At 47.1% G+C, this 24,185-nt stretch carries 22 protein-coding genes; 11 read left to right on the plus strand and 11 right to left on the minus strand.

The window, feature by feature from the left end; translation table 11 throughout:
• The first annotated feature begins 249 nt into the window (after positions 1 to 249).
• A complete protein-coding gene (locus ACXAGP_RS10520) occupies positions 250 to 2,553 on the plus strand; it encodes a TonB-dependent receptor (RefSeq protein WP_475261284.1) in 2,304 nt (767 codons plus the stop codon).
• Between the two features lie 227 nt (positions 2,554 to 2,780).
• Here ACXAGP_RS10520 and ACXAGP_RS10525 read toward each other — a convergent pair whose 3' ends face one another.
• The 4 genes from ACXAGP_RS10525 to ACXAGP_RS10540 all read right to left on the minus strand — a co-directional run bounded on the left by ACXAGP_RS10525 (position 2,781) and on the right by ACXAGP_RS10540 (position 5,288).
• Positions 2,781 to 3,335 (minus strand): DUF5655 domain-containing protein, encoded by a 555-nt coding sequence (locus ACXAGP_RS10525; RefSeq protein ID WP_475261285.1) that lies wholly within the window; start codon positions 3,333 to 3,335, stop codon positions 2,781 to 2,783.
• The gene (locus ACXAGP_RS10530) at positions 3,335 to 3,910 is read right to left on the minus strand and encodes an SRPBCC domain-containing protein (protein WP_475261286.1); all 576 of its coding nucleotides are present in this window, start codon (positions 3,908 to 3,910) and stop codon (positions 3,335 to 3,337) included. Before ACXAGP_RS10530 ends, ACXAGP_RS10525 begins: the two co-directional genes overlap by 1 nt.
• Positions 3,907 to 4,263, minus strand: a complete 357-nt coding sequence (locus tag ACXAGP_RS10535) for an ArsR/SmtB family transcription factor (protein ID WP_338294345.1) — start codon at positions 4,261 to 4,263, stop codon at positions 3,907 to 3,909. Before ACXAGP_RS10535 ends, ACXAGP_RS10530 begins: the two co-directional genes overlap by 4 nt.
• A gap of 155 nt (positions 4,264 to 4,418) precedes the next feature.
• Positions 4,419 to 5,288 carry a diguanylate cyclase gene (locus ACXAGP_RS10540; protein ID WP_475261288.1) on the minus strand — a complete coding sequence of 290 codons (870 nt, stop codon included), beginning with the start codon at positions 5,286 to 5,288 and terminating at the stop codon, positions 4,419 to 4,421.
• A gap of 160 nt (positions 5,289 to 5,448) precedes the next feature.
• Between ACXAGP_RS10540 and ACXAGP_RS10545 the strand changes: the two genes are divergently transcribed.
• Positions 5,449 to 6,600 carry a GGDEF domain-containing protein gene (locus ACXAGP_RS10545; RefSeq protein WP_475261289.1) on the plus strand — a complete coding sequence of 384 codons (1,152 nt, stop codon included), beginning with the start codon at positions 5,449 to 5,451 and terminating at the stop codon, positions 6,598 to 6,600.
• A gap of 2 nt (positions 6,601 to 6,602) precedes the next feature.
• Here ACXAGP_RS10545 and ACXAGP_RS10550 read toward each other — a convergent pair whose 3' ends face one another.
• Both ACXAGP_RS10550 and ACXAGP_RS10555 read right to left on the minus strand, forming a co-directional pair.
• The gene (locus ACXAGP_RS10550; protein ID WP_475261290.1) at positions 6,603 to 7,004 is read right to left on the minus strand and encodes a response regulator; all 402 of its coding nucleotides are present in this window, start codon (positions 7,002 to 7,004) and stop codon (positions 6,603 to 6,605) included.
• Entirely contained in the window at positions 6,988 to 8,613 is a 1,626-nt protein-coding gene (locus ACXAGP_RS10555) for an ATP-binding protein (protein ID WP_475261291.1), read from the minus strand. The genes ACXAGP_RS10550 and ACXAGP_RS10555 overlap by 17 nt, the downstream gene beginning before the upstream one ends.
• Before the next feature lie 301 nt (positions 8,614 to 8,914).
• Between ACXAGP_RS10555 and ACXAGP_RS10560 the strand changes: the two genes are divergently transcribed.
• Positions 8,915 to 9,493 (plus strand): DUF2799 domain-containing protein, encoded by a 579-nt coding sequence (locus tag ACXAGP_RS10560; RefSeq protein ID WP_475261292.1) that lies wholly within the window; start codon positions 8,915 to 8,917, stop codon positions 9,491 to 9,493.
• Positions 9,494 to 9,526: 33 nt separating this feature from the next.
• On the opposite strand, the gene hutI is transcribed toward ACXAGP_RS10560, so the two are convergent.
• Complete coding sequence (hutI, locus tag ACXAGP_RS10565) at positions 9,527 to 10,768, minus strand: imidazolonepropionase (RefSeq protein ID WP_475261293.1); 1,242 nt, start codon at positions 10,766 to 10,768, stop codon at positions 9,527 to 9,529.
• An 89-nt stretch (positions 10,769 to 10,857) separates the two neighbouring features.
• Here hutI and hutC point away from each other — a divergent pair, with 89 nt between their 5' ends.
• From hutC to ACXAGP_RS10600, 7 genes are all read left to right on the plus strand, one after another.
• Positions 10,858 to 11,562: a histidine utilization repressor gene (hutC, locus tag ACXAGP_RS10570; protein WP_475261294.1), complete on the plus strand. Its 705-nt coding sequence runs from the start codon at positions 10,858 to 10,860 to the stop codon at positions 11,560 to 11,562.
• A 32-nt stretch (positions 11,563 to 11,594) separates the two neighbouring features.
• Positions 11,595 to 13,265 carry a urocanate hydratase gene (hutU, locus tag ACXAGP_RS10575; RefSeq protein ID WP_475261295.1) on the plus strand — a complete coding sequence of 557 codons (1,671 nt, stop codon included), beginning with the start codon at positions 11,595 to 11,597 and terminating at the stop codon, positions 13,263 to 13,265.
• 21 nt (positions 13,266 to 13,286) lie between these two features.
• Complete coding sequence (gene hutH / locus ACXAGP_RS10580; protein WP_475261550.1) at positions 13,287 to 14,795, plus strand: histidine ammonia-lyase; 1,509 nt, start codon at positions 13,287 to 13,289, stop codon at positions 14,793 to 14,795.
• A gap of 150 nt (positions 14,796 to 14,945) precedes the next feature.
• Positions 14,946 to 16,406, plus strand: coding sequence for a sigma-54-dependent transcriptional regulator (locus tag ACXAGP_RS10585; RefSeq protein WP_475261296.1), 1,461 nt, complete (start codon positions 14,946 to 14,948; stop codon positions 16,404 to 16,406).
• A gap of 175 nt (positions 16,407 to 16,581) precedes the next feature.
• Positions 16,582 to 17,853 (plus strand): oligosaccharide flippase family protein, encoded by a 1,272-nt coding sequence (locus ACXAGP_RS10590; RefSeq protein ID WP_475261297.1) that lies wholly within the window; start codon positions 16,582 to 16,584, stop codon positions 17,851 to 17,853.
• Positions 17,854 to 17,866: 13 nt separating this feature from the next.
• Entirely contained in the window at positions 17,867 to 18,895 is a 1,029-nt protein-coding gene (locus tag ACXAGP_RS10595) for a glycosyltransferase family 2 protein (protein WP_475261298.1), read from the plus strand.
• Complete coding sequence (locus ACXAGP_RS10600) at positions 18,882 to 19,346, plus strand: VanZ family protein (RefSeq protein ID WP_475261299.1); 465 nt, start codon at positions 18,882 to 18,884, stop codon at positions 19,344 to 19,346. Before ACXAGP_RS10595 ends, ACXAGP_RS10600 begins: the two co-directional genes overlap by 14 nt.
• Here the strand turns inward: ACXAGP_RS10600 and ACXAGP_RS10605 are convergent.
• The 4 genes from ACXAGP_RS10605 to ACXAGP_RS10620 form a co-directional block, all read right to left on the minus strand.
• Entirely contained in the window at positions 19,302 to 20,147 is an 846-nt protein-coding gene (locus ACXAGP_RS10605) for a DUF4437 domain-containing protein (protein ID WP_475261300.1), read from the minus strand. The genes ACXAGP_RS10600 and ACXAGP_RS10605 overlap by 45 nt on opposite strands.
• Positions 20,148 to 20,213: 66 nt before the next feature.
• Entirely contained in the window at positions 20,214 to 21,200 is a 987-nt protein-coding gene (locus ACXAGP_RS10610; RefSeq protein ID WP_475261301.1) for a zinc-dependent alcohol dehydrogenase family protein, read from the minus strand.
• A gap of 72 nt (positions 21,201 to 21,272) precedes the next feature.
• Positions 21,273 to 22,094 (minus strand): SDR family NAD(P)-dependent oxidoreductase, encoded by an 822-nt coding sequence (locus tag ACXAGP_RS10615; protein ID WP_475261302.1) that lies wholly within the window; start codon positions 22,092 to 22,094, stop codon positions 21,273 to 21,275.
• A gap of 13 nt (positions 22,095 to 22,107) precedes the next feature.
• On the minus strand, positions 22,108 to 23,076 hold the full coding sequence (locus ACXAGP_RS10620; RefSeq protein WP_475261304.1) for an LLM class oxidoreductase: 969 nt from the start codon (positions 23,074 to 23,076) through the stop codon (positions 22,108 to 22,110).
• Between the two features lie 106 nt (positions 23,077 to 23,182).
• On the opposite strand from ACXAGP_RS10620, the gene ACXAGP_RS10625 reads away from it, so the two are divergent.
• Complete coding sequence (locus tag ACXAGP_RS10625) at positions 23,183 to 24,109, plus strand: LysR family transcriptional regulator (protein WP_475261306.1); 927 nt, start codon at positions 23,183 to 23,185, stop codon at positions 24,107 to 24,109.
• The last annotated feature ends 76 nt before the right edge of the window (positions 24,110 to 24,185 follow it).

Raw genomic sequence — 24,185 nt, forward strand, 5'->3', positions numbered from 1 at the left:
CTTCGATGTCTTTGATTTATCTAACATTTCCATAACATTCTAAGTGCGTGTTCAGACATTGGCAGGTAATGATGTCCTTAACCTGGATATGCTCTGTACGCCTTTCCCCCTTGCTAAATCTTATCTACAGCAATTCAGTGTACTCAGAAAAAAGCAAATTGCAATCGTTTGCAAAAAAGTTCTTGCAATCGATTGCAATAGATCCTAGATTAACAATTAAGTAACATCTGGTAGCAGAGGAAACACACAATGAGCAACACACAAACACAAGCGAATCGTTTAACTTTAAAGCAGACCAGTCTGGCTATGGCTGTCTCTTTAGCGTTGAGCGCCGGTGCAATTGCACAAGAGTCAGAAGCACAATCCCCAGATGAGGGGGCTAAAAAACAAGATCTGTATGAACAAATTATCGTTACGGGTACTGCCAGCGGTAAAGCAGTGAGAAAGGTCGATACCAGTTTTGCCACCACTTCACTCAGCGCCGAAGACATTAAGAAGCTGGTGCCTAAGTCCACCGCAGACGTGTTTAAGGCGATTCCCGGCGTTTGGGCTGAGAGTTCAGGTGGTGTTTCTGGTGCGAACGTGTTCGTGCGCGGTTTTCCCAGCACGGGCGATGCACCATTTCTGACCGTGCAATTGCAAGGCGTACCGGTTTTCCAGCCACCAACGCTATCTTTTTTAGAAAACTCTACGCTATTCCGCGTCGATGAAACCATTTCCTTTATGGATGGTTTGCGTGGTGGTCCCAACTCTGTCGTTTCAAATGGCCAGCCGGGTTTAACCACCAACTTCCTGCTAAAAGAAGGTGGTCCTGCTACAGAAGGTTTATTGAAATACACCACTTCCAGCTACGACTTGCAGCGCCTTGACGGTGTTTTGAGTGGTGAACTTGCCGAAGATTTTTACTATATGATCGGTGGTTATATTCAGCAAAGTTCCGGTATTCGCGATGCTGGTTTTAACTCTGAAAAAGGTCAGCAGTTTACCATTAACCTCACCAAGGAACTGGATAACGGTAAGCTGAATTTCTTCACTCGTGTTACCGATGATCACGGTGCCTGGTATTTGCCAACTCCGTTGGTAGACGGTGTTGATAACGAATATACCCAATTGGGTACGCTAAATCGCCAGGCCACCATTCAGTATGGTCCCGACGGTACTTCTGAATCGTTCGATTTCGGTGAAGGCCGTGGTTGGGATGGTTCCATTAGCGGTGGTTCAATTAACTTAGAGCTGGGCAATGGCTGGACTTTCGTTGATCGTTTTGCCTTTACTAAAGGCGATGCCGATACTCTGGGTCTCGTACCCAACGGATCCGCGGTTGCTCTATCTGAAGTGGCTGACAATGGCAGTACCGCCATCGGCGCTGTAACCGGCACTGAATACAGTGGTTCAACTTTAGTACAGCAGATTGGTCGTTGGGTGGTTCGTAAAGAAATTGAATCCTTCACCAATGATTTAGCCCTGACCAAAGCCGGCGATAGTTTTGAAGCCACAATTGGCCTATACGCCTCTGATTACTCGGCCAAAGATTGGTGGTCGCTGGGTAACCAGTCTTATCATGTGATTGCCCAAGGCGGCGAAAATCTGACAGGTATCGATTGTAATGACAACGCTGATTCTTGTGGCTGGAATTACGATATTAACAGTGCTGGTGATGGCAAAACTACGGCGTTTTATGGTGCCGTTGATTATCAATTTACCGACCAGTTAAGTGCGGATATTGGTTTGCGTTTCGAAAATCACGAAATTGAATATTCCGTAGATGAAGGTCTTGACGGTGTCATCACTAAGGTAGTGCAATACGACGAATCTGATACTTCCTGGACTACGGGTTTAAACTACCAGTTTGAAAACAATAGCGGTGTTTTCTTGCGTGCCAGTGAAGGCTCTAAAATGCCTTACTTTGATGATTTTCGCGATAATTACGGTGCCTATGAAGCTGGCTCTGATTTGATCTTTGATGTTACCCAGTATGAGTTTGGCTATAAGTTGGCACGTAATAACTACAACTTATACGCTACGGCATTCTTCAATGAAAGCGAGTCATCACAAACGCCTTTCCCAAGTGCGCCGTCTCAGCGATTCATCACTGAAGCGATGGGGGTAGAAGTGGACGCGGCCTGGTTTAATGATGATGGTTTATCGGTAACCTTAAACGCCACTATTCAGGATACTGAGATCACCGAAAGTGATTCCAATCCAGAATTAATTGGCAATGAAGTACAGCGTCAACCGGGCTGGCAGTTGCGAGTAACACCTAACTACGACTTTGAAATTGGTAACTTTATGGCGTCGGCCTATGCCAATGTCATCATGGTAGACGACCGCTACTCCAACAATGAAAACACCGTTGTATTGGAGGGGTACGAGCAGCTGGATGTGGGCTTTGCATTGCTTAGCGAAGAAGGTCTTAAGTTTGAACTGTCTATGCAAAACATCACCGATGAAGATGGTTTAACAGAAGGAGATCCGCGCAATCCCACAGCGCCAAACGGACGTTTTATCATGCCAAGAACGGCAACCTTTAGTGTCAGTTACGAGTTTTATTGATTGTGTTTGTAGGTTCGACTTCAGTCGGACAACTCTGGTAACTCCGTCAACGTTGTCGAACTAAAGTTCGACCTACAATAATGAATGCCGTTTAAATGTTCCCGACATAAACGGCATTTACTGCATCCCTGCAGCTTAACTCGAACCTACATCAATTTGGCTTTAATCGTCTCCCGTATAAGTGTGTCACTTTGCCCCAACTCGCAAGAGCTTGGGGCTTTTTTAATTCAAGCCACTTCCCAAGCCGCTTTTAACCAATTCAATAACTCTGTATCTATTTGTTCAATGTCGGTAATTCTGACACGATGACTTACCATGGCATTAAAGCTTCCTGACGCCTCCAGGCGTTCGTCAGGCGCAGTACCTTTTAAGTTGATGCCTACATCAATGCGCGTTTTGGTGGAAGGTTGAATCAGGGCAAATTGTTTATTGCGGCGCAGGCTGACGTAGGCTTTTTTGGGGGATACTTCCACGTCAGGGGCAAATGCCTTGATGGCTGACATGAGCTTGTCATAGATGGGTAGCAATTCTTCTTTGCCTTTGCTGTATTGCTGCGCCACCAAATCGGGCTCTTCTGCGTTGCCCTGATTTAAGAATTCATGGGCAATCAAATTAGCAAAACCATGGGTTACCTGATGCTCGGTTTTCAAGAAGCTAACGATTTTACCGTGTTTGTCTAACTTTGCCTTGGTGATTAAATCTAACCATCGGGGCAGTGCTTTTCCGGTTTTTTCTGGCAGATTTGCCAACATGGTTTGCGCTTGTTGTTCTGGTGTTGCCATTATTTTTGCTCCTCTTTGTGCAAAGCTTTAATCGCTTCAAAGCTCCAGTTTTCAGTTAAGGCCACTTTTGGCGTCATCCATGTGGTGAGTTTAATGATGCTTAAAATCATACGCCCTGAAAGCGTCGGTTTGCCGGTTTCCACAATGGCTTTGAGGTTCTCACAAATAAACTTGCCGCCATCCTGCATGGTTTTTTCGGTCTTGGAGACTTCTGCCAAATCGGGATTCTCTGAAATCAAGGTAAATTCGGTACCACCATCCACTTCTTTCAAATCGTAGATCACTTTTCCGATAGCATCTTCCATGGTGGTGAATTTAAAGGTGTGGGCGTAGCGATAGGGCGGATTAAATTCGGTCACTTCACCCACAACGCTGGTGTATTTGCCATCCGGTGAACGCATTGCCATGGGAGCCCCGGGTGTGAGTCCGGGTGTATCGCACTGGCCATTGAAGAAAAACTGTCTTGGACTGTCGGTATTCACGATCTCTGCCCAGACTTTATCTATGCTGGCGTTGATGAATACCTTATGAATTGATTGTCTCATTTTAGTGGGTTTTAAAGACGATTCTGTCATTTTTGCTTTCTCTTATCTTCGCTTTCGACTTGCTTTTGTTCGGCTAAAAATTTGATATCCAGCATTCTGCCTGCCCACAAAGCACTGTACTCAGAGGTCCAGCGGCTGTGAATCATTTGAATGGGGATAACGTTAATGAACAGGTGTTTATCTCGACCGCGTTTGTCGGTGATCAGTAGGTTGGCTTTTTCCAGCACTGTCAGGTGTTTCATCACCGCGATTCGGGTCACATCAAATTCTTTGCAAACGTCTTTGACTAAACATCCGGGATGTTCTTTTACGTAGTCCAGTAACTTACGGCGTTTGTCATTTGCCAGTGCTTGAAACACCGCATCCATAGATTCGGGAGACATGGGAAACCTGTACTTAAAATCAATAGGTAACTTATAGGTTACCTATTTGCAAAGATCAAGTTTTTTGTTGATTCTCGTTGCGAGGCAGTGAATTCCGGTTATGTCGGGAACCTTTAAACGGCGAACTGTAGGGATTTCGCAAACAGCTGTATTTTTTAATCAGAAGTCATTACATTTAGCCAGAGTCTTGGATCTTGAGTAGGCGTTTCGGGGCTCATATTGGGATTATTCAGGCGATGCACGATACGCTCATTGAGGGCTGAGCGAGCGAGAGTTTCGGCAATGACTGGATGATTGTAGAACAGTTCATCATAAGAGCCATCGGCAACACTTCTCATCAGACCGGCATGAAGTTGCTCACCCAAGCGTTGATTGTCTCTATGTACGAAGAAATAAAGCGCAAAGGGATAAATGAGCAAGTGTTTCGTTTCTACCTGAAGCTGTAATTCAGGACGAGATGCCACTTCTGACCAGGGTTCGTGCAGGGCTCTTGGGAAAAAATCAAAGCGACCACCTTCCAACATGTGAAATAAACTCTCGTATTTTACCGGGTCTACTACTGTCATATTGGCTGCTTTGAGTACTTGTGTATCTCCCCAAAATTTACCCTGTCCTAGCGCAACATTTTTAAGTTGAGAGAGTTGCGTAATCCCATTGAAACGCGGTTGATCGCCAGCGCGAATAATAAATATACGATGACCTAACATGCCTTTGAGTATCGGGATTCGAACAGGATAGAGTTGCTGTTCATATTGGGTAGTGGTGCCAGTCCAAATAATATCTAATTGCTTATCCATTAGCATCTGAATCTTGCGAGCTTCGTTGATCGATTCTCTTTTGGCATTAAATTGAATTTGATTTTTTAGCGCACTATTGGCGAACCCCTGTTTCATTAAATCCACGATAAGTTGCTCAGTAGGATTGTCAGTGAGGGTATAAGTAAGTTGCTGTGCGACGCCTGGATGACTTAGCAATGAAATTAAAAGCGCCAACAATAAAAACTTATTAAGTGGAACTAAAAACATAACATCACCCATAAAATGTTGTTTAAAAAATCGCCAGCCTCTACTTTCCTTATTAAAATGCAATCGATTGCAAAAAGCAAGTTAATCTGGTTTTTTAGTTTTTGCAGAATCGCCTGTAAAAGGCTAAATTTAAGTAACTCGCTTAAAATGGAATGCAAGTTTGATAGAAGGAATATTATTCGTGGTTCCCACAGTGATGGCATTATTCATGGCATCACTGTTATTTTTTGTTAGCCGGACAGCCAAGAAGTTTGACAGTATTTTTGATGAGCAGCCCGCATTGTGGTGGGCGGCTGGCTTTTTGCTACTTGGCTGTGCCTGGTTTCAGGCCTCTCTTCTGGCCATTAACGAAATAAGCCCCGGCCCGCTGTTAACCTTCATCAATAACATTATTTACAGCGCGCCAACTTTCCTTTGGCCTTACGGTGTTTGGAAACGCAACCGCATGGGATTTGCCTGGCAGTGGTTTTTATCTCTGGTGGCCATTCAGGTAATTAGTCTGTTCAGCTATACCTTCGTGGACGGTGATTACCCATCGCGTATTATCCTCATTCACGGTATCAGTGCGTTGACGGCACTGCTTACCATTGTAGCGATAGTGCGCTATCCACAAACCCGCTACGGCGATCGTTTGTTAATCCTGGGTTTTAGCCTCTATCTGGCGTACAACTTCCTAACCGCCATAGTGTTTGTCTCAAATCCTTCCAACAGTTTGTTCGATGGTGCGGGTCAGGCGGCAGAATTACTGACACGGCTTGCACCATTGGCATACGTGTTATTGGGCGTTTGTTTTCTTGGTGTAATGCTACTGGACGTCATTCAGGAGTTATCTGATAAGTCGCGTCATGATTACCTCACTGGTTTATACAACCGCTTTGGTTTCGAGCAAGCTTATGAAGACGCATTGGAAAAGGCGGAGCGGATTGATACCAAAGGCATGGTATTGGTGATGGTGGACCTGGATAAGTTTAAGGCAATTAACGATAAACACGGCCATAGTATTGGCGATCGCGCGCTGACCTGGTTTAGTCACCTGCTGAAAACCAGTTGCCGTAAGGCCGATGTGGTGGGACGTTTAGGTGGCGATGAATTCGTGATCCTGATGTGGGATTGTGAGTTGACTCAGTGTCAGGAGTTCTTGCAGCGATTCAGTCGGCGCTGCGAGCGTTCACCTGTGCCGGGTTTGTCCTTTCCGATTTTTGTCAGGGCTTCGTTTGGCACATGTCGTGTCTCTAAAGGGATCCCGCTGGATGAGACTCTTGCCTTGGCAGACAAAGATCTATACGCGTCAAAACCTGCAGGACAACAATAGTGTCAGTCCCGGGACTTTTTAACAAAGTTTTTAATGGCCTCCTCTACTCTTAAGTAGTTGAAGGGTTTCAGGATAAAACCGAGTACACCTACTTCCACTGAGGCCAAAACATTCTCTTTGGAGGCGTTACCGCTGACCATTACCGCTTTGCAATCGGGATAATCGGACTTGATGAGGCGCAATAATTCCAGGCCACTGCCATCAGGTAATTCGATATCCAGAAAGGCCAGGTGAATATTGTTTTTTTCCAGTGCCTGTTTAGTTTGCGCCGCATTGGCAGCCTGAAACACATTTACCTGAAACTTAAAGTTATTGTTATTGAGCACACTTTGGATTAAACCACGCAATAATTCTCTGGTGGTATCCACATCATCCACAATCAAAAAATTAATGTTTTTTTGCATTGTTTTGTTCCTTGCCATAATGGCGCATTAACTCGATAGCCTGCGGTGCTTTGTTGATAATATTGGCAAAGCCTTGCTTGCGAATATCATCATACATAAGTGTAACCAGCCGATTCAGGTCGTCCAGCGTAAAGTTACCACAGAGGCCTTTGAGTTGATGTAACACCCTCTCCACGGCTTGGGCATTGTGTTGTTCAATTGCCTGTTCAAGTTCCTCAGCGTAGGTTGGCAAGCTCGTGATAAATTTTTCCTGTAAACTCGCGTAGTCATGCACGTCGGCAACGGAAGTCTTGGTGTTAGTCGTCTTAATCGGGAGGTAATGCGCCAGGGTGCGATAAAATTTGTCGCGCTCAATGGGTTTCCCCAACCAGGCATTAAACCCCAGCCGTTTGTATTCAGCGATGTCTTCAGCCATAACATTAGCCGTCAGTGCTATCACTGGGGTGTTGTAGCCCACTGCCCGCAAGATATTGATGGCCTCTTTACCATCCATGACCGGCATTTGAATGTCCATTAAAACCAAGTCATATTCCCCAGCAAGGGCCGCTTGATATCCCTCTTCGCCGTTTTCTTCTATGTGATATTCAATGCCCATGGCACTTAAATTTTGACTGATAAGCAATTGATTCATTTCATTGTCTTCCACCATCAATACGCTACCCCGCAAAGGCTTCCAGTTTTCAAAGTCACTGAGATCACCAGGCAACTCAGTTTCAAAAAAACAGGCTTCACACAGGATAGTAAGTGTGAATTCGGAGCCTTTATCTGGTGTACTTGAAACTCCGATGTCACCCCCCATCAATCTGGCCAAATTACGAGAGATACTCAAGCCCAACCCGGTACCGCCAAATTTTCGGGTAATACTGGAATCTGCCTGAGTGAAAGGTTTAAATAATTCGCTGAGTTTGTTCTGCTCAATGCCGATACCAGTATCTCTGGCTATAAATGTTAGTTTTTTTCTGTCGGCATCGAATTTTACATCTAAGCTGATACGTCCTTGTTCTGTAAACTTAAAGGCATTGCCCAACAAATTCATCAATATCTGCCTCAAGCGAGTAGCATCGCTGGAGATTTCTAATGGGATGTTATCCTCAAGGTGAATATCAAAATGCAATCCTTTATCTTTACAAAAGCCTTTAAAGATAGAGTCAATTTCATTCAGCATTTGATGCAGTGAAAATCGGGTGTTGGAAACGGTTAGTTCACCCGATTCGATTTTAGAAATATCCAACACTTCATTAAGCACAGTTAACAAATGACGACCATTGCTAATGATATTGTTGATCCCCGTTTCGGTCTCGAGGGGGGATAAAATACCCGCTTGAATGTTTTCAGCAAACCCGATGATGGCTGTGAGCGGTGTGCGTATTTCGTGACTCATGTTGGCAAGAAAAGCGCTTTTTAGTTTACTGGCGGCAAGGGCTTCATCCCGGGCTTTTTCCAGTTCTACAGTGCGCGCCAGTACTTTTTCTTCTAGCTGCAGGCTTAAGACCTGTAATTCCTGGTTCTTTTGAAACAGCTCGAGGGATTTTTCTTCCAACAAGCGCTCAGCCTCTTTTCTGGCCGATTTAGCGCGCTCTAGTCTGGCTTTGGGCACCATGTCAGACATGAGTGCAACTCCGTTTCCTTAGCGATATAACCTAAAAGGTAGCCGTTAGTGCGAAATTATTAAACCCCTGTACCAGATTTGTGAGAGCCGATGCATTCATTTTTCGATGACGCCGCTCTTTGTGGCGCTCATGACTGAGTTTACAAGGGGGTTAAATCCTGCTTCGCAAAGGTTGTTCCGCAGGCGCTGCAGGTTTACTATTTTAATAAGTAACCACTTTTCTTTTATATAAGCGCGAATAATGATGGATTTTAAGAAATGGCTGTTGCTTACGGCTTTATTGCTAAGCGGGTGTGCTTCCATGAACCAAATGGAATGCCAGACTGCTGATTGGCGAGCGATTGGATTTGAGGACGGCAGTACGGGGAAAAATCAATCTGTGATTAGCCAGTACAGGAAAGACTGCGCTGAGCATGGGATTACTGCCGATTTGCAAGCATATCGGGAGGGCCATCTGCAGGGTGCTACCCTTTATTGCACCGAAAACAATGGATTTCGCCAAGGCCTAATGAACAGAGATTATCAGCAATCTTGTCCAGCCGATTTAGAGGTCGTTTTTCTGGTGGCTTATCGCGACGGTCAATCTCTCTTTCAAGCTGAGCAAGCGATGAATGCCGCAGAACATGATATCAGCCATAATCAGCAACGATTAGCCTCTATCTCGCAAGAAATAGAGAGAATGAGTGATGAAATGTTGGCGGATGGCTTAACCAGAGAGCAGCGCATTCAAATTCGTGACGAGATCAAACAATTAGAAATCGAATATATTGAGGTACAGAGCCAGCAAGACGAACTGCACGCAATATTAGATGAGCAAACAGCGCATTTTAATCATGTTAATGCAACCATGAATAATAAATATCCGTTTGCTGATCTTTAAATTGGGATGGCTCTGTCTAATTATCATTCATCATTAAGTTCTCAGTCCTTTGTGCCAGATTTGAGAGGGCTGATGCAGCCCGGCGTAATAACAAAGTTCGCGAGGATGCTCGATGTTCCACAGAGTCAAATCAGCTTGCTTGCCTGGTGTGATGGTGCCAACGTGGTCTTCCATACCTAATGCTTTAGCAGCATTGAGGGTTACACCTAAAAGTGCTTCTTCCGGTGTCAGACCAAAAAAAGTACAACTCATATTCAGCATCAAAGGCAGAGACGCAATCGGTGAGGAGCCGGGGTTAAAGTCAGTGGCCACTGCCATAGGTATCTTGTATTGGCGCAATAATTCAATCGGAGGCTTTTGGGTCTCTCGCAAGAAGTAAAAGGCTCCGGGCAAAATAGTGGCAACCGTGCCACTTTGAGCAATAGCTGCTACGCCAGCTTCATCCAGATACTCGATGTGGTCGACGGAAAGCGCGTTTAATCCAGCAGCCATTTCACTGCCGCCCAGATTACTCAGCTGTTCTACATGAGCTTTAACTTTCAGTCCTAGCGACTGAGCTTTTAGTAACACTTTATTACTTTGTTTCAAATCAAAGCCAATACCCTCACAGAATACATCCGCCGCATCAGCTAAACCGGCTTTAGCCACCATGGGTAGCATCTCATCGCAAACTAAATCGATATAACCATCGGCGTTGTCTTTAAATTCAGGGGGCAGGGCGTGAGCACCCAAAAAGGTACTTTGAATATTGAGAGGATTAGTCTCTTTTAAACCTTGTATCACTCGCAGCATTTTTAGTTCTGTGTCGCTGTCCAGGCCATAACCGGATTTTATCTCCAAGGTAGTAACGCCTTGTTGTTGCATTGCTTTCAAACGCTTTGCTGCTGAGGTGTACAAGCTTTCTTCGCTTGCCTCTCGGGTGGCTCGCACGGTATTCATAATACCACCACCGGCGCGAGCTATTTCTTCGTAAGACACACCTTGTAATCGTTTTTCAAATTCATCGGCGCGATTGCCACCGAATACCAGGTGGCTATGACAATCGATAAGCCCCGGCAATAACCACTGCTGTTGACAGTCTTGTTTGGGATATTGCTGGTATTGTTCTGGTAGCTGATCGGCTGTACCGCACCAGGCAATCTTGCCTTGATCTATCACTACTGCCGCATTCTGCAACAGGTCTTGTTCAGCAATCCCCCTTTCCATGGTTGCGAGATTCAAATTGTGTAATACCAAAGGAGTGTTGGCGATCGTTGTGGAACTGTTTGAATTCATTGGCAATGTCCATGAAAGGATGAGTTATGTGATTTATTCTGCGAAAATTAACTTGTATATACAAGTTGTTTGTGAGAATTTATTAATTCATGAGCGTCAGCAAATATCTACAGATCAAGCAGCACTTACTGCAAAACATCGAATCAGGCCTATGGCCTGAGTATAGCCCTGTGCCATCAGAAAATGCCCTGGCGGAAGAGTTTTCTGTTAGCCGCATGACCGCCAGAAGGGCGCTACAGGAATTGGCAGAGCAAGGCGTGATTGTGCGCAATCAAGGTGCAGCTTCCTACGTGGCTAGCCTGAAAAGCCAATCGTCTATGCTGGTTATTCGCAATATCGCCGATGAAATCATAGATCGAGGCCATGAGCATAAAGCGCAGGTGTTGCAGCTAGATAAAGTCATTGCTGATCAAGTGGTGGCGGCAAACCTTGGCGTATCCGCTGGTACTGAAGTGTTTCATAGTGTGATTTTGCACTTCGAAAATGCCCAGGTATTGCAATTAGAAGAGCGCTTCGTTAACCCGAAAGTAGCACCTGACTATCTGGCGCAAGATTTTGAGGGCCAAACCAGTCACGATTATTTGTCGCAGAAATTACCCCTTACCGAAGCCGAGCATTTGGTGGAAGCCATAGTGCCAGATTCGGAATTGCAGGAACTTTTACATATTAAGGAAGGAACTGCTTGCTTACGCGTAACCCGAAGAACCTGGTCTAAAAAGGCTTCGGTGAGTTACGCCATATTGACCCATCCCGGTGACAGGTACCGTTTAGGCAGTCATCTGACCTTCGGTTAAGCCGGCCAAAGAGATTAATAAAGGTGAATCATATGAACAATCGTCACGACCCTACACGAGTGATACGCGCCCCGAAAGGCACAGAAATAACCTGTAAAAGCTGGCTAACGGAAGCGGCCATGCGCATGCTGATGAATAACCTGGATCCGGAGGTGGCAGAGCGCCCGGAAGATCTGGTGGTCTACGGTGGTATTGGCCGTGCAGCGCGCGACTGGCAGTGTTTTGATAAAATCGTAGAAGTATTGCAACGCCTGGAAGAAGACGAATCACTGGTAGTGCAATCGGGTAAGCCTGTTGGCGTTTTTAAAACTCATGCCAATGCACCGCGTGTGCTGATTGCTAACTCTAACCTGGTACCTCATTGGGCTAACTGGGAACACTTTAACCAGTTGGATAAAGAAGGTTTGATGATGTACGGCCAGATGACGGCCGGTAGCTGGATCTACATTGGCAGCCAGGGCATTGTACAAGGTACCTACGAAACCTTTGGTGCCGTAGCACGCAAACACTTTGACGGTGTCGCTTCGGGTAAGTGGGTACTCACTGGTGGTTTAGGTGGTATGGGAGGAGCGCAACCTCTGGCGGCTACTATGGCTGGTTTCTCTATGATTGCAGTTGAATGTGATGAAACCCGTATCGATTTCCGTCTGCGCACCCGCTATGTGGACAAAAAAGCCACGTCGCTGGATGAAGCATTAGACATGATAAATAACACTGACAAACCTATCTCAGTCGGTTTGTTGGGTAATGCCGCTGACGTATTCGCTGAATTAGTGGAGCGCGGTATTACACCTGACGTAGTAACCGATCAAACTTCTGCTCACGATCCACTGAATGGCTATCTACCACAAGGCTGGACTATGGAGCACGCTGCGGATATGCGTACCCGAGACGAAGCGGCAGTGGTAAAAGCCGCTAAGCAATCCATGGCAGTGCAAGTACAGGCCATGTTAACCCTGCAAGAGCGCGGCGCTGCTACCTTGGACTATGGCAATAACATCCGTCAGATGGCGTTGGAAGAAGGGGTGGGGAATGCCTTTGATTTCCCAGGTTTCGTGCCTGCTTATATTCGTCCTTTATTCTGTGAAGGTATCGGTCCGTTCCGCTGGGCGGCGCTGAGCGGCGACCCGGAAGACATTTATAAAACTGACGCCAAAGTAAAAGAGCTCATCCCGGATAACCCGCACCTGCACAACTGGTTAGATATGGCCAGAGAACGCATTCAGTTCCAGGGCTTGCCTGCGCGTATTTGCTGGATTGGGTTGAAAGACCGCGCTCGCATTGCCAATGCCTTCAATGAAATGGTGAAAAACGGCGAGTTAAGTGCGCCGGTGGTGATTGGTCGCGACCACCTGGACTCTGGCTCAGTAGCCAGCCCTAACCGTGAAACTGAAGCCATGTTAGATGGTTCTGATGCCGTATCAGATTGGCCGTTACTCAATGCCTTGTTAAGCACAGCTGGTGGTGCAACCTGGGTGAGTTTGCACCACGGCGGTGGTGTCGGTATGGGCTTTTCACAACATTCGGGTGTAGTGATTGTTTGTGATGGTACCGAGGAAGCCGGTGAGCGGGTACGTCGTGTGCTGTGGAATGATCCGGCCACGGGTGTTATGCGACATGCTGATGCCGGATACGATATTGCCATTAATTGCGCTAAAGAAAATGGCCTGGATTTACCCATGCTTAATACTGGCAATAAGTGAGGCTTGGCTATGAATGACTCCATGAATGAATTAATGATACAACCAGGCAAATTAACTCTGGCTCAACTACGTGATGTAGTAACTCAGTCTGTGCATTTGTCACTGGACAGTAGCGTGCAAGCGGCTATTACGGCATCGTCTGACCAGGTAAACAAAGTCCTGGCGTCCGGGCAAGTGGTATACGGAATCAATACCGGGTTTGGCCTTTTGGCCAATACCCGCATTAAGCCAGAAGAGCTGGAATTATTACAAAAATCCATCGTGCTTTCCCATGCGGCAGGTACGGGCGATTTAATGAATGATTCCACCGTGCGTTTGATGATGACCTTAAAAATCAATGCTCTGGCCCGTGGTTTTTCTGGTATTCGCCTGCAGGTGATTGAAATGCTGATGGCACTGGTAAACGCTGAAGTGTATCCCTGCGTACCGAAAAAAGGCTCAGTGGGTGCCAGTGGCGATTTAGCACCGCTGGCTCATATGAGTATGCCGCTGATTGGTGAAGGCCATGTGCGCTATAAAGGCGAAGTGATTTCCGGCGCCAAAGGCCTGGAGATTGCGGGCCTTGAGGCTATCAATCTGGCGCCTAAAGAAGGTCTGGCATTGCTTAACGGCACTCAAGCCTCTACTGCTTTAGCACTGGAAGGTTTGTTCCACACAGAGAACCTGTTTAATGCTGCTATTGTGGCAGGCGCTATGAGTGTTGAGGCGGCGGTGGGTAGCCGCGTGCCTTTTGATGCGCGCATTCACGAAGCTCGCGGTCAAAAAGGCCAAATACACGCAGCTACCTTGTACAGAGAGTTATTAACGGAAACCTCAGAAATTGGCGATTCCCATCTGGAATGCGACAAGGTACAAGACCCTTATTCACTGCGTTGTCAGCCTCAGGTGATGGGGGCTTGTTGGGATCAGATGCAACATGCGGCACAGATCTTAACTACCGAAGCTAACGGGGTAACCGATAACCCACTGGTATTCAATGAAGACATTATCTCAGGTGGTAACTTCCACGCCGAGCCTGTGGCGTTTGCCGCTGACAATCTGGCATTGGTAATCGCCGAGATCGGCGCTTTATCGGAACGTCGTATTGCCTTGTTGATTGATAAAAACCTGAGTGGTTTGCCGCCATTTTTGGTGAACAATGGCGGGGTGAATTCGGGCTTTATGTTGGCTCAGGTAACGGCCGCGGCACTGGCATCAGAAAATAAAACTCTGGCGCACCCGGCTTCGGTGGATAGTTTGCCCACTTCTGCCAACCAGGAAGATCACGTGTCGATGGCCACCTTTGCGGCGCGACGTTTGTCGGATATGGCTGAAAACAGCCGTGGTATTGTGGCTGTGGAGCTATTAGCTGCGGCACAGGGCATTGATTTCAGACGGCCAAATAGGACTTCTGAAAAACTGGAACAGGCCTACGCCATTGTGCGTGCGAAAGTACCGTTTTACGATCACGACCGCTACTTCTCGCCCGATATCGGCATGATGCAGGATGTAATTGAAGCGGGTAGCTTTAATCAGCTAATACCGCAATAAAATACTTTTTCGAAGAGGGCATCACGCCCTCTTCTGTTTTAATCACGCCGACAACAATAGCTTTTATCGCCATTAGACCAATGGGGTATGGCTAATTTCACAAAATTTGCCTACCTTAATGATTCTGGATATTCCACAGGATCGGAAGCAATGAAGTTTAAAACCATATTATTAGTGGATGATGAGACTGCTATCACATCGGCCATCACCAGAGTCTTGCGCGGCAAACACACGACTATTTTGACAGCCAATAGCGGCCAGCAGGCTTTGGACACCTTAGCTGAAAACAGCGTCGATATTATTATCTCCGATCTGAGTATGCCGGGTATGACCGGTAACGAACTCTTTACCCGTGTTGCCCAGGAATATCCAGAAACCATTCGCATTATGTTAACTGCTCATACTGATATCAATTTAGTGTTAGAAGCAGTAAATAACGGCAGGGTTTGGGGTTATTTACAAAAGCCTTGGAATAATGACGAATTGCGTATTTTAGTGGAGCAAGCCAGCCAGATGCAGGATATTCTGGCAGAGCGCAGCATGCTCAAACAAACTTTGCAGCGCTATCAGAAAAAACAGCGGCCTACTTTTGAAGGTTTCATCGGCGATTCCATTGCCATGCAATTTGTTTACAACGCCATAGAGCGGGCAGCTCCTAGTAATGCCAGTATGTTTTTAACTGGCGCCAGCGGCACTGGTAAAGAAGTGGCTGCTGAAGCCATACACAAACTCAGCAAGCGCAAAAACGCCGCTTTTGTAGCGCTGAACTGTGCCGCAATTCCATCAGAATTGATGGAGTCAGAGATTTTTGGGCACGTAAAAGGCGCGTTTTCCGGCGCTCTGTCTAACCGTGATGGTGCGGCTACCATGACCGACGGCGGTACCTTGTTCCTCGATGAGCTAGGGGAGATGGATATGGCGCTACAGGCTAAACTGCTGCGTTTTATTCAAACCGGCGAATATCAAAAAGTGGGTTCGGATAAAACTGAACGAGCCAATATTCGCTTTATCGCCGCCACCAATCGCGACCCGCTGCAAGCGATTGCCGACCAGGTACTTCGAGAAGACCTGTATTACCGGTTGAATGTAATTTCCATCGATCTGCCCCCGCTAAAGGAACGAGACCAGGATCCATTGCAAATTGCTCAGTATTTTCTGACCCGGTTTAGCGAAGAAGAGGAGAAGATTTTCGCTGGTTTCTCTGCTGATGCAGAGATGCTGCTAACCCAGTACGATTGGCCCGGTAACGTGCGGCAACTACGTAACCTTATTCACAGTGCGGTGATCATGTCTGACGGGCCAATTATCGGTAGCGAAGAGTTGGGGCGGCAATTGAAATTAGATAATACCAGTATCCATAAACTCAGTGTCGCCCCTCCTGGTGGCACATCGGCAAATATGCCCGTAGCTGAAGCTATCCAGGATAACCCGCTGCTGGGTGCCGCATCTGAAGCTGTGTTTACTATTGAACCGCTGGCCACTACCGAACGTCGAGCCATTGAGCGAGCCATTCAGCATTTCGATGATAATGTGGTGCAGGCAGCCAATGCTTTGCAAGTGAGTCCATCGACTCTGTACCGTAAAATGCAATCCTGGCAAGATGAAAACTAGTTGTCTGGCTATTCGCATCTTGCGAATAGCCACAGTCTGCACATTGCAAAACGCGAATGGTATTTAGTCGGCTCTAAAAATAACCAATAAAATCAACATCTTGTAAACGTTTAAAAGTTGGAACGCATCTTGTAATCCCTTGAGCAATGCACAAACATTGTTAACAGGCGATTTCATGCAACGCGCAATTAAGGCCCTTAAAAATAAGCTTTCCACTACTCAGCATCGCAATGTGTTGAGTATGATCGGCGCTGAGGCCGTAGCCAAGTTATCCCGCATCGTGACGCTGTTAGCAATGGCGGCATTTTTAGTTCCAGCACAATACGGTACCGCAATGTTAGCGCTGGCTTGTCACGATATGATTCGATTGGTTCTGCGCTGTGGTGCCGGCTCCCAACTAGTTCAGTGCTCTGATGAACAATTGCCGGCATTCGCTAAAAATGCCGTAGTCATGCAAATCATATTAAGTGTCACGCTCGCTGCTCTTCAGTATACATTGGCGATATTCCTGGGCGAATTTTATAGCAACCCTGAACTCAAGCAATTACTGCAACAATTATCTACCGTTTACCTGCTATATCCGGTAGTGAGTGTACGGGTATTCTTATTACAGCGCAGTAACAAGCTGGGCTATTTCGGCTTTTGCAATGGCTTATGTGTCAGCATCGAAAACCTGTCTATCGCTATGTTGTTATGGCTGGGGCAGGGCATTGAAGTGGTGGTCTACGGCAAATTTATCTATGCCATTTTATGGATTGTATTGTTCATACGAGTGCCGGTAACACAATATGGTATTGGTTTTAATTGGCCGATTTTCAGAAAGCTTGTTGTTAATTCAAGTAAATTATTGCAATCGGAATTATCAAGAGCACTGCGCATCAATGCCGATGTGTTGATAGCCGGAAAACTGCTTTCTCCTGAAATTTTCGGTATCTACAGCTTTGCCAAAAGTGCCAGTATCGCCGTCAGCCAGGCATTCAGCAATGCGGTAACGACCGCACTTTATCCACAGTTTTGTGTGATGCAGCGCAATGGTATCCAATCAGATTCCGTTAAGAATATTGTTTTGCTGATGGGGTTAGTTTGTGCGCTTTACGTGACACAAGCACTACTGGCACCTTTCTATATTCAATGGGTGTTTGGCAATACCTGGCTGGCATCGATACCTGTCGCTACCTGGTTGTGTATTTCAGCGATTCCGATTTTTCTCATCGATATGATTTGTGTGGCGCAGCGGGCGGCAGGTGCATTCACTCGTGAATCCCATGTGCGCCTGGCACACCTGAGCGTCTTGGTGGCCAGTTTGTGCTGGCTCAAACCTGCATCACCTTTGGCGCTGGCTCAGGTGGTGTTATTTGCCAGTAGTTTTTGTTTGCTGCTCAGTTTGAGCTGTGTAAAACCTTCTAAATTAAAACAAGCTAAAGCGCCGCTTTGCGGCTCGCTGTAATCTGGAGAATCTTATGACTCAGCAGAACTTATCTTACTCTTGTCCCGTGGTTTCTGTGGTAATTCCTATGTACAACGTGGAAAAGTACATTGCTACGAGTTTACAGTCGGTGCTGGCACAAACCTGGCAACACTTTGAAGTGATTTGCGTAGACGATGGCGGTAGCGACGATACCCTGGATATCGTTAATAGCTTCAATGATCCAAGAATACGCGTGGTATCTCAAAAGAATCGTGGTTTGGCAGGTGCCAGAAATACCGGTATCGCTGAGGCACGCGGTCACTACGTGGCATTGTTGGACGCAGATGACTTTTGGGCACCGGAAAAACTAGAGCTGCACGTATTACATCTCAACCGCAATGAACAGGTTGGTATCAGTTATAGCGCCTCCTGGTTTGTGGACGAAAACGGTAAATCAATGGGTATTGGCCAGTTCCCAAAACTCACCGACGTGGATGCCAAACATATCTTTTGTCGTAACCCAATCGGCAATGGCTCAGCACCCGTGATACGTCGAGAGTTATTGGAAGAAATTAAAACCAGTCGCTGGGAAGGCAGTCAGCTTAGACATTTCTGGTTTGATGAACGCTTACGACAGTCAGAAGACATAGAGTTTTGGTTGCGGGTGGCCTTGAACACCTCATGGATTTTTGAAGGCCTGGCCGAGCCTCTGACGTTTTATCGAGTTAATGCCGGGGGATTATCGGCTAATCTGCAAAAGCAATTCGCCAGCTGGCAGTTTGCCGTGCAGCAAAATACAGAAGGTCATGAAGATTTTATGCAACAGTGGCAATCGCTGGCTGAAGCATATCAGTACCGCTACCTTGCCAGACGCGCTGTGCAATCAGGCAACGCTAGAGAAGCCATCCGCCTGTCCTTCAAAGCCATACGCACTGATTACCGCGTAGTTGCCGAAGAGCCCCAACGTACTTTCTTAACCTGTGGCTGTGCTTTGTTGAGTGTCTTACCTCAATCGTTATATACCAAGCTAGAATCCTGGTTTATGCACAACGCGCAGCAGCTGAATTATGGTAACAAATAGTCCTGCCATTGCGGCTTTAGGGTTTGTTGTCGAGCGAGCCCTTGCCAAGGTCATTGTTCAGCTATGGCAATGTAACAGGCGTTGCTGGCCTTTTATTGTGTGCACCGGATTGCTGTGCATTACCTGGTTGTCACTAAAACCACCTTATGTGGGACCACCCGGCATTCCCGGTATCGACAAAGTTCAACATTTACTGGCCTGGTGCATGGTAGCCTTGCCCATCGTTGTAGCCAAACCCAAAGGAGCATACCGATTCTTGCTATTACTCTGGCTCGCCAGTGGCTTGATTGAATGTTTGCAGCCTTATTTTCAGCGCACTTTTGATGTACTGGATTTATTGGCAAATGGCGCAGGCATTGCGCTCGCCTTGTATGGTGGCGAGCGCAGTATAAATGGCGTAATGCAGTTACTGACTCGCAGACGCTTGTTTCACCCGCAGCTCTCCATCTGAGCGCACATAAATTACGGTCTCTTCTTTGGTGTTCAGCTGATGTTTGAATTGTCCAGTGGCGCTGAAATAGCTGCCTTCTGAGAGGTCCAGGGGCTGGCTGGTTTCCACGGAGCTGTATGTCACCTCACCCTGGATAACCACTGCCCGGAACTCATTCGCTTCACTGGCAATTTCGATGTGGGGTGATGCAGGCAGTTTCACCAGATAACCGCGCAAAGCGGGACGCTCCTGTTTTTGCCAGAGGTAGCTGACGGCAAGCTTGTCACCTTCGACAATGGAAGATTGGGTTGCATCTAGCCAAACCAAGTTGTCTGCGTGCACATTAACAGGATACTCGCCATTGGCAAATTGTTGCTCTGTGGGTCTTACCAGGTAAGGGCCACTGTCTATTTCAAGGTAAATCAGGTTGCTGTCACCATCGGCTGCAGTAATGTGATTTTCCCCTGCAGGTTGCGTCCAATAGGACGTCGCCGGTAACCAGAGCTTTTCTGCGCCGGGGTCATCATTGTGCATCAGGCCTTTGATCACGACACCGCGATAAGAAATATTGTGGATATGAGGCGGTGAGGAAAAACCTTTGTTGAAGCGCACTAACATACCTGTAGCCGTATCTTTGCTGCGATCACCCCACAAATTTGCCGCTCCTGGGCTTTTATCGCCACGCGCTGGGTTGAGATAACCCCATTGAATATTATCTGTGGTGATCACCTTTGACTGTAGTTCAGAGGCATTAGCGATAGCACACAGCGAGGTGCTCAGAAGCGCTAAGCTTATCCAAAGTAACCTGTTGATCTTTAACATTAAATCTCTCCTTTTATAAATGGCAAAAGGGATGCCAGTGCATCCCTGATAAACGAAGTCTTCGGATTAAATCGTCACGACCACTTTACCCATCGCTTGACCGCTGGCCAGTCGCGCATGGGCCTCACTTACTTGCTCTAACGTATACTCGTTACTATCCAGTATCGGTGTGAGTTTACCGGCTTCCACGATCTCGGTTAGCGCTTTGAGAATCGTTGCATGCTCCTCGCGGCGGAAGTTGTGCAGCATAGGGATTAGCATAAACACCACATGTAAGGATAGCCCTTTAAAGTGCGCCAGGGTTAAATCCAGTTCCACCAATGATACGGTTGAAGCAACATGACCGTTCAGGGCTGCCGCTTCAAAGGAATTTAGCATGTTGGCACCGCCCACCGAGTCAAATACCACATCAAAACCCACACCTGACGTATGCTGTTGTACATAACTTTCAACTGATTCGGATTTATAGTTAATGGCCGTGGCACCCAGTTTTTCAATCAGAGCGCTTTGAGCATCGCCTCCGCCCGTGGAGTACACCTCAGCGCCAAAGTGTTTCGCTAGCTGCAGCGCGATATGCCCCACACCTCCTGAGCCACCGTGCACCAACACTTTTTGCCCGGCTTTAACCCCAGCGCGCATTAAGCCTTCATAGGCGGTAATACCCACCAGTGGAATAGCCGCCGCTTCCCGCATTGTCAGGTTTTTAGGCTTGTGGGCAATCAGGTTGGCATCAGCAGCAATATACTCGGTGAGCGTCCCGGGTAGATCGGCAAGTCCGCCTGCACAACCGTACACCTCATCACCCGGTGCGTAACCCGTAACATCTTCACCCACTTGTGTGATGACACCCGCGAAATCCATACCTAACACAGCGGGGGCTGCGGGAGACAAAGGTAACTCCGGACCCATCTGGCGTATCATGGTGTCCACCGTATTGACACTGGTGGCTTTGATGTTCACCAGAACATGACCAGCTTTAACTTCCGGTTTGGCGATGTCTGTGGCCTGAAATACCTCCGGGCCACCAAATTCATTTACTATCATTGCTTTCATGGAAACTCTCCTGATTTGATGCTGTTAAAATTACTGTAGTTTGTTACTTGAGGTGTCTGCGCACCTCAGTGCTTAATCGATTGTGGGTATTTGCAGTTTTTTAAGAATGTCCTGCAGGGTTGCCATTAAGGCGTTGTTTTTCATTTCATTGAGGGCATCAGGGTGAGGCTGTGCCCAATTGCCAATATCGTTATCAAAGTAGCGTCCGGTGATACCGTTAAATTCCTCACTCAATGCGGCTCGCACCAGAATATCAGCGCCGATAGACAGGTCCTTACCCTCAGATCCATAGGCGTCCTTTACCATTTTGCTGCCAAGGAAAGAGGCGGGATTAATAGCCAAAATCGCCGGTGCGTTTGAGCCTGAATGCTCAGCCAGATAAAAACTCCACATCGTAATGGCGAGCTTACTTTGCGCATAGGCACTGCTATCGCTAAGGAGCTGTTTACCAGAGAGAGCATTGAGGCTGACTGGCGCTTGTGCTGCGGAGGACAGGTTTAATACCCGCCCTTGTTTATTCATTGCGGGCAACAACTGTTGCGTAAGTACAAGCGGGGCCAGGGTATTAACCATAAAACGAATGTCGTAGCCGGTATCAGTTACGGGTTTAGGTGTTTTGAACACACCGGCGTTATTGATTAGCACATCAATCTTATCGTGTGCCGCTCTAACCGCGTTTGCCAGTTTCAGCACCTCACTGAGATTGGCCAGATCAGCCTGATAGCTTTCGATAGTCGCATTGCTGTTAAGTGCTTCAAGCTGGCTTTTAATCACCTGTAATTTTTCACTATTGCGACCGTGAAGTAACAGGGTGTGACCTTGTTTCACCAGGTTTTTTGCGGTTTCCAGACCGATACCATCAGTCCCGCCAGTGAGTAAAATTGTTTTGTTCATGAATACAGTCCTGTTAGTTAAATTCCGGCATAATGTGCTCAGCGATTTCATGTAGCGTTTGCGGCACATTTCGCTGGTTGAAGCGCAGGTTTAACGCTACGTGGTTAACACCAATCTCTTGTCGTGCTCGCAGATAGTTACGCAGCGATTTGATACCCAAGCGATATCCCAGGTGAATGGCTTGGGGCGCATGATCCGGGTCTTCGGTGATATCAATGTAAAGTGGCTCCATTACCGGTTTTGATATGCCGGTTTCGCTAGCGGTAATTCGCAAGTTTTCGATGAATTTTGCTTGTAACGCCTGTGGTCTGGGGTAAGTGATCCAGCCATCGCCATGCTGGGCCAACCAATCAGGCGCTTGTTGTGAAGCGCCAGTGATCAGCAGAGGTAACTGCCCATGTTGCGGTTTAGGCAACAGGTCCATTTGGCACTGTAGCGTGCCATAGTGGTTTTCTATCTGAGGATAGGCCTGAGCAGCACAGCGAATATAGTCATAGCTTTGCTGAAATAGCGCGCCTCGCTGCTGGTAGTCAACGCCCATTGCAGGATATTCCTCAGGACGATCACCACTGGCAATGCCAAGGAGCAGTCGACCACCCGATAAGCTATCAACCGATGCGGCTGCCTTTGCCACATGCACCGGATGACGCAGGGGTAAAATCAGACTCGCAACGCCCAGAGCAATACGGCTTGTTTGTCCGGCTAATAATCCCAAATATACAAAGGGATCGAACACCTGTCCGGCATCACCAAAGGAGGGCACATTAAAGGGCACATCTCTGAGCCACACCGACTTAAATCCCAGGGATTCAGCCAGTTGTACTCGCTGAACTTGTTGTTGCATGGTGGGCTCTGGACTGTCGGGATACGCCTCAACAGGTACCACTAAGCCCAGGCTCAGTTTGTTAGCCTGAAACACCTGATTGTAAGCGGTATTTAGCGCTGGAAAAGCGGGTGTCTCAAGTCGTTGTCGCTGCAACATGGTTCCCCCTGTGGTGAATTGACCCGTGATGTTTAATTGATGGCGAAAGCATATCTCTGTTGAAAATGCGAATAAATGGCGTATAAAAGGAATCAGAATTCGGATTTTGGATATAATTATGGATACCAGTGGCGTTCGATTATTCGTTCTGGCGGCAGAATTACTGAATATCAGTGCCGCCGGAAAGCGCTTGGGCTTGCCGCCTTCAGTGGCGAGTGCCCGATTATCGAAATTAGAAGTGCAGGTGGGAGCCGACTTGTTTCACCGCTCTACGCGTAAAGTCAGTTTGTCGATAGAAGGTGCGGAGTTTTTGCCCTATGCTCGTGAAATCATTGCTCAGGAGGAGGCGGCTTTAGCGGCTTTAGGTAAAGGTAAAGCACAGGTGAGCGGTACATTGCGTTTTGCCGCTTCCAGTACCTTTGCTCAGTTGCACATTGCCCCCATCTTGCCGGAATTTCTGGCCCGATACCCGGATGTCAACATTGAGCTGAAATTGTCTGATACACGCATGGATTTGATTGAAGGTGGCTTTGATCTCGCGCTTAGAAATTACGCAGCCGAAGATACCAGTTTAATCGGCCGGCGTCTGGCTAACGATTCTCGCATTTTGTGTGCTTCTCCTGAGTATTTACAGCAATTCGGTACACCGGAGCAGCCAGCGGATTTGGAGCAACACCAGCTGATTGTTTTTATGCATACTAAGCCCCGCAAACTGGTGTCGCGTAGCGACAAAAGCAGTTACCCCTTTCCCAAACCCGGACTTACGCCCCGAGTGATATGTGATGATGGAGCAAATATGCGCATCGCGGCAAAAGCGGGGGTGGGTATTTGCATGAGCTCGGTATGGAATGTCCATAAAGAGCTAAATGAAGGCAGTTTAGTAAGGGTGTTACCGGATTTTGAAATAGATGATCAGGCCGCTATCTGGCTGGTTTACCCCAAATCCAATGTGCTTACCGCCAAGGTACGGGTATTTATCGATTATCTTATTGAAAAAATTGGTGATGCTCCTTGCTGGCAGCGCGCCAGCTAGTTCCATGAAGGCCATTTACAAATTGTTAAATGTCGCGCTTGCACCTGAACTTTTTCCGCTGTAGCGTTTAATCAAA

The sequence above is a fragment of the Planctobacterium sp. AWM4_229 genome (genome assembly GCF_056160305.1).

Excerpts from the sequence above, each read along its gene's own strand:
- ACXAGP_RS10520 (WP_475261284.1), top strand. The coding sequence starts at position 250 with ATGAGCAACACACAAACACAAGCGAATCGTTTAACTTTAAAGCAGACC.
- ACXAGP_RS10525 (WP_475261285.1), bottom strand. The coding sequence starts at position 3,335 with ATGGCAACACCAGAACAACAAGCGCAAACCATGTTGGCAAATCTGCCA.
- ACXAGP_RS10530 (WP_475261286.1), bottom strand. The coding sequence starts at position 3,910 with ATGACAGAATCGTCTTTAAAACCCACTAAAATGAGACAATCAATTCAT.
- ACXAGP_RS10535 (WP_338294345.1), bottom strand. The coding sequence starts at position 4,263 with ATGTCTCCCGAATCTATGGATGCGGTGTTTCAAGCACTGGCAAATGAC.
- ACXAGP_RS10540 (WP_475261288.1), bottom strand. The coding sequence starts at position 5,288 with ATGTTTTTAGTTCCACTTAATAAGTTTTTATTGTTGGCGCTTTTAATT.
- ACXAGP_RS10550 (WP_475261290.1), bottom strand. The coding sequence starts at position 7,004 with ATGCAAAAAAACATTAATTTTTTGATTGTGGATGATGTGGATACCACC.
- ACXAGP_RS10555 (WP_475261291.1), bottom strand. The coding sequence starts at position 8,613 with ATGTCTGACATGGTGCCCAAAGCCAGACTAGAGCGCGCTAAATCGGCC.
- ACXAGP_RS10560 (WP_475261292.1), top strand. The coding sequence starts at position 8,915 with ATGAACCAAATGGAATGCCAGACTGCTGATTGGCGAGCGATTGGATTT.
- hutI (WP_475261293.1), bottom strand. The coding sequence starts at position 10,768 with ATGAATTCAAACAGTTCCACAACGATCGCCAACACTCCTTTGGTATTA.
- hutC (WP_475261294.1), top strand. The coding sequence starts at position 10,858 with ATGAGCGTCAGCAAATATCTACAGATCAAGCAGCACTTACTGCAAAAC.
- hutU (WP_475261295.1), top strand. The coding sequence starts at position 11,595 with ATGAACAATCGTCACGACCCTACACGAGTGATACGCGCCCCGAAAGGC.
- hutH (WP_475261550.1), top strand. The coding sequence starts at position 13,287 with ATGAATGAATTAATGATACAACCAGGCAAATTAACTCTGGCTCAACTA.
- ACXAGP_RS10585 (WP_475261296.1), top strand. The coding sequence starts at position 14,946 with ATGAAGTTTAAAACCATATTATTAGTGGATGATGAGACTGCTATCACA.
- ACXAGP_RS10590 (WP_475261297.1), top strand. The coding sequence starts at position 16,582 with ATGCAACGCGCAATTAAGGCCCTTAAAAATAAGCTTTCCACTACTCAG.
- ACXAGP_RS10595 (WP_475261298.1), top strand. The coding sequence starts at position 17,867 with ATGACTCAGCAGAACTTATCTTACTCTTGTCCCGTGGTTTCTGTGGTA.
- ACXAGP_RS10600 (WP_475261299.1), top strand. The coding sequence starts at position 18,882 with ATGGTAACAAATAGTCCTGCCATTGCGGCTTTAGGGTTTGTTGTCGAG.
- ACXAGP_RS10605 (WP_475261300.1), bottom strand. The coding sequence starts at position 20,147 with ATGTTAAAGATCAACAGGTTACTTTGGATAAGCTTAGCGCTTCTGAGC.
- ACXAGP_RS10610 (WP_475261301.1), bottom strand. The coding sequence starts at position 21,200 with ATGAAAGCAATGATAGTAAATGAATTTGGTGGCCCGGAGGTATTTCAG.
- ACXAGP_RS10615 (WP_475261302.1), bottom strand. The coding sequence starts at position 22,094 with ATGAACAAAACAATTTTACTCACTGGCGGGACTGATGGTATCGGTCTG.
- ACXAGP_RS10620 (WP_475261304.1), bottom strand. The coding sequence starts at position 23,076 with ATGTTGCAGCGACAACGACTTGAGACACCCGCTTTTCCAGCGCTAAAT.